Raw genomic sequence first — 3,234 nt, forward strand, 5'->3', positions numbered from 1 at the left:
ATGGAAGGCACAGAAACAGCAACAGTTACAGCTTCTGGCATGGGAGCTATTACACCAGTTCTATTGCAATTATGTGATACAGGTGAACATATAGTAAGCAGCAGAACGATTTATGGAGGCACTTATGCATTCTTAAAAAACTTAGCCCCACGTTTAGGTATTGATACGTCTTTTGTTGACATCACTAAATTAGACGTAGTTGAAGCTGCTATAACACCAAAAACAAAAATATTGTATTGTGAATCTGTTAGTAATCCGCTATTAGAGGTCGCAGACATTAAGGGTTTATCTGAACTAGCCAAAAAGCACAACTTAAAATTAATTGTAGATAATACGTTTTCACCATTATCTATTTCACCAATAAATCTTGGTGCAGATATCGTTATTCATAGTTTAACTAAGTTTATTAACGGCTCTTCAGATGCTGTTGGTGGCGTTATTTGTGGTACTCAAGAATTTATAGATGAACTAAGAAATGTAAACGACGGTGCAGCGATGTTATTAGGCTCTACTATGGATAGTTTGCGTTCTGCTTCTATTTTAAAGAATTTAAGAACGTTACATATAAGAATGCAACAGCATAGCCTTAATGCAACTTATTTAGCAGAAAAATTTGAAAATGCAGGCATCAAAACAGTATATCCAGGTTTAGCCTCTCACCCATCTCATAACCTATTTAAGTCTATGATGAATGAAAAGTATGGCTTTGGAGGTATGATGACTATAGATGTTGGTTCTTTAGATAAAGCCAATGCTTTAATGGAATTAATGCAAGAACGTAACCTTGGTTACTTAGCTGTAAGTTTAGGGTTTTACAAAACGTTATTCAGTGCACCAGGGAGTTCTACATCTTCTGAAATCCCGGAAGACGAACAAGCAGAAATGGGATTAAGCGATGGTTTAATTCGTTTTTCTATTGGCTTAGATGCTGATATAGAACGCACTTATGAGATGATGAAATCTTGCATGGTTGAGCTAGGTATCCTTAAAACTGAAATGGTATAAAAGTCTATTAAATATTTAGAAGCCTGATTTTTAATCAGGCTTTTTTTATTTCCTATTATGACGACTAATCATAGCTGTAAAAAGCGAATCACCAAAATACCAGTAAATTTCAAATACTAAATTCAAAAACTCAAAAACCCAACAACTTTACAATTCAACTACATCTCGAATTTGCAAATGGTTTTACAAAATCGTAACATTACAGAACTAAACCTAATTAAATATGCAAGACGACGACTTATCCGAGATTAAAATTGAAGATCAAAAAATTATAGATAATAAAGAGCTAAATATTTTTGAAGCACTAGTACCTGTGGTAATTTTAATGGGTATGTTAGCCTATAATATATTTTTTATTGAGGATCAAGAGTGGTTTGGAGCATACACCAATCAATATATTCTACTAATAGGTGGCTTCGTTGCCTTTATAGGTGGTTTACTTAATAAAGTAACTCCTAAGGTAATGGCGAAAGAAGTTTGGGAAAATCTTAAAAGTGTCTTTGTACCAATTATGATTCTATTTTTAGTTGGAGCGCTTGCAGGCACTTGGTTAATAAGTGGCGTTATTCCTGCAATGGTCTATTATGGATTACAGGTGTTAAGCCCAGAAATATTCTTACCGGCTTCTGTAATTATTGCAGCTGTTATTTCAATAGCAACAGGAAGCTCTTGGACGACTTCTGCAACCGTTGGCATCGCCTTAGTTGGTATAGGTACTGCACTTGGCATTAATCCTGGAATGATTGCTGGTGCTGTAATATCTGGCGCCTATTTTGGTGATAAAATGTCTCCGCTAAGTGACACTACAAATTTAGCTCCAGCAATGGCTGGTACAGATATATTTACGCATATAAAATATATGGCAATCACGACAGTACCGACTATTATAGTAACTTTAATTGTCTTTGGTATTATTAGTGTAAATATAGAGCCTACTGGAGATGCAGACATAAGTAATCTATTGGCCTCAATAGATAATACCTTTAATATCTCACCATGGTTGTTTTTAGTACCAGCAGGTGTAATTGTTCTCATTTTATTTAAAACTAAACCTTTAGTCGCTTTAGCCTCTGGAGTAATACTTGCCATCATTTTTTCAGTTATTTTTCAGCCAGAGGTTCTTAAAGGATTATCTGATTCAAATTTTTCAGCTATTTCAAATTCTATATTAACGGATACTGCCATAGCTACTGATAATGATAAATTAAATGATTTATTCTCTTCTGGTGGAATGAATGGCATGCTTTGGACGATTTATCTCATCATTTGTGCGATGGTGTTTGGTGGAATTATGGATGGCATTGGAGCCTTAGCTAGAATTACGAAAGCTTTACTTTCGGTAGCAACCACTGTTTTTGGATTATTTGCAAGTACAGTGATTAGCTGCTTAGGTTTAAATACCATTGCATCAGATCAATATTTGGCAATAGTGATTCCTGGAAAGATGTTTAAGAAAGCATTCGAAGATAAAGGTTTAGCTCCTGAAAATTTAAGTCGTACACTTGAAGATTCTGGGACAGTAACATCTGTACTTATTCCTTGGAATACTTGCGGTGCATACCAAAGTGGTGTTTTAGGTGTTAGTGTTGCAGATTATTTTATATATGCAATTTTTAATTGGTTAAGTCCGTTTACAACCTTATTGTTTGCTGCCCTTAGAATTAAAATCAAACTTCTAGTAAAAAAGTAAAACATAATTTTTCAAACAAAACGCTACAATATTATTGAGTTCGTATTTTAAAGTGACTTAAATTATCATTCTGATAAAATTCAGGTCACTTTTTTGACGTCATAAGTTTATTCTATTACTTCATGCTTTTTAATAATTAATAGCTATGCAAAGACGTAATTCTTACAGCTACTTTTGTATAAAATAGTTAACAAACTAAAAACAAAATAAATGGCATTAGTAGGAAAAAAATTCCCAAATATTAGCGTTAACGCGATGAATGATATGGGAGATACGTTCAAAATAAACGTACTTGAAGAAGCAAAAAATAATAATAAAAAAGTAGTATTATTCTGGTACCCAAAAGACTTTACTTTCGTTTGCCCAACTGAGCTTCATGCTTTTCAGGCAGCTTTAGGTGAATTTGAAAAAAGAAATACAATGGTCATTGGTGCATCTTGTGATACTCCAGAAGTGCACTTTGCATGGTTAAGCACAGCAAAAGACAATGGAGGTATTGAAGGTGTAACTTACCCAATCCTTGCAGATAGCAACAGAAA

General features: G+C 34.0%; 3 protein-coding genes. All 3 read left to right on the top strand.

Annotation, left to right across the window (positions count from 1 at the left end; all coding sequences use genetic code 11):
* A partial coding sequence (locus B2U95_RS04130) for an aminotransferase class I/II-fold pyridoxal phosphate-dependent enzyme (RefSeq protein WP_296313146.1) occupies nucleotides 1-1,005 on the top strand: 1,005 nt, incomplete at its 5' end.
* A gap of 223 nt (nucleotides 1,006-1,228) precedes the next feature.
* Nucleotides 1,229-2,695, top strand: coding sequence for a Na+/H+ antiporter NhaC (gene nhaC / locus B2U95_RS04135; RefSeq protein ID WP_296313148.1), 1,467 nt, complete (start codon nucleotides 1,229-1,231; stop codon nucleotides 2,693-2,695).
* A gap of 210 nt (nucleotides 2,696-2,905) precedes the next feature.
* Nucleotides 2,906-3,234: redoxin domain-containing protein (locus tag B2U95_RS04140; protein WP_296313149.1), on the top strand; the 329-nt coding region annotated here is incomplete at its 3' end.

The organism is Winogradskyella sp. UBA3174 (assembly GCF_002364335.1).
In the GTDB taxonomy this organism is placed as follows: Bacteria; Bacteroidota; Bacteroidia; order Flavobacteriales; family Flavobacteriaceae; genus Winogradskyella.

Excerpts from the sequence above, each read along its gene's own strand:
- nhaC (WP_296313148.1), top strand. The coding sequence starts at position 1,229 with ATGCAAGACGACGACTTATCCGAGATTAAAATTGAAGATCAAAAAATT.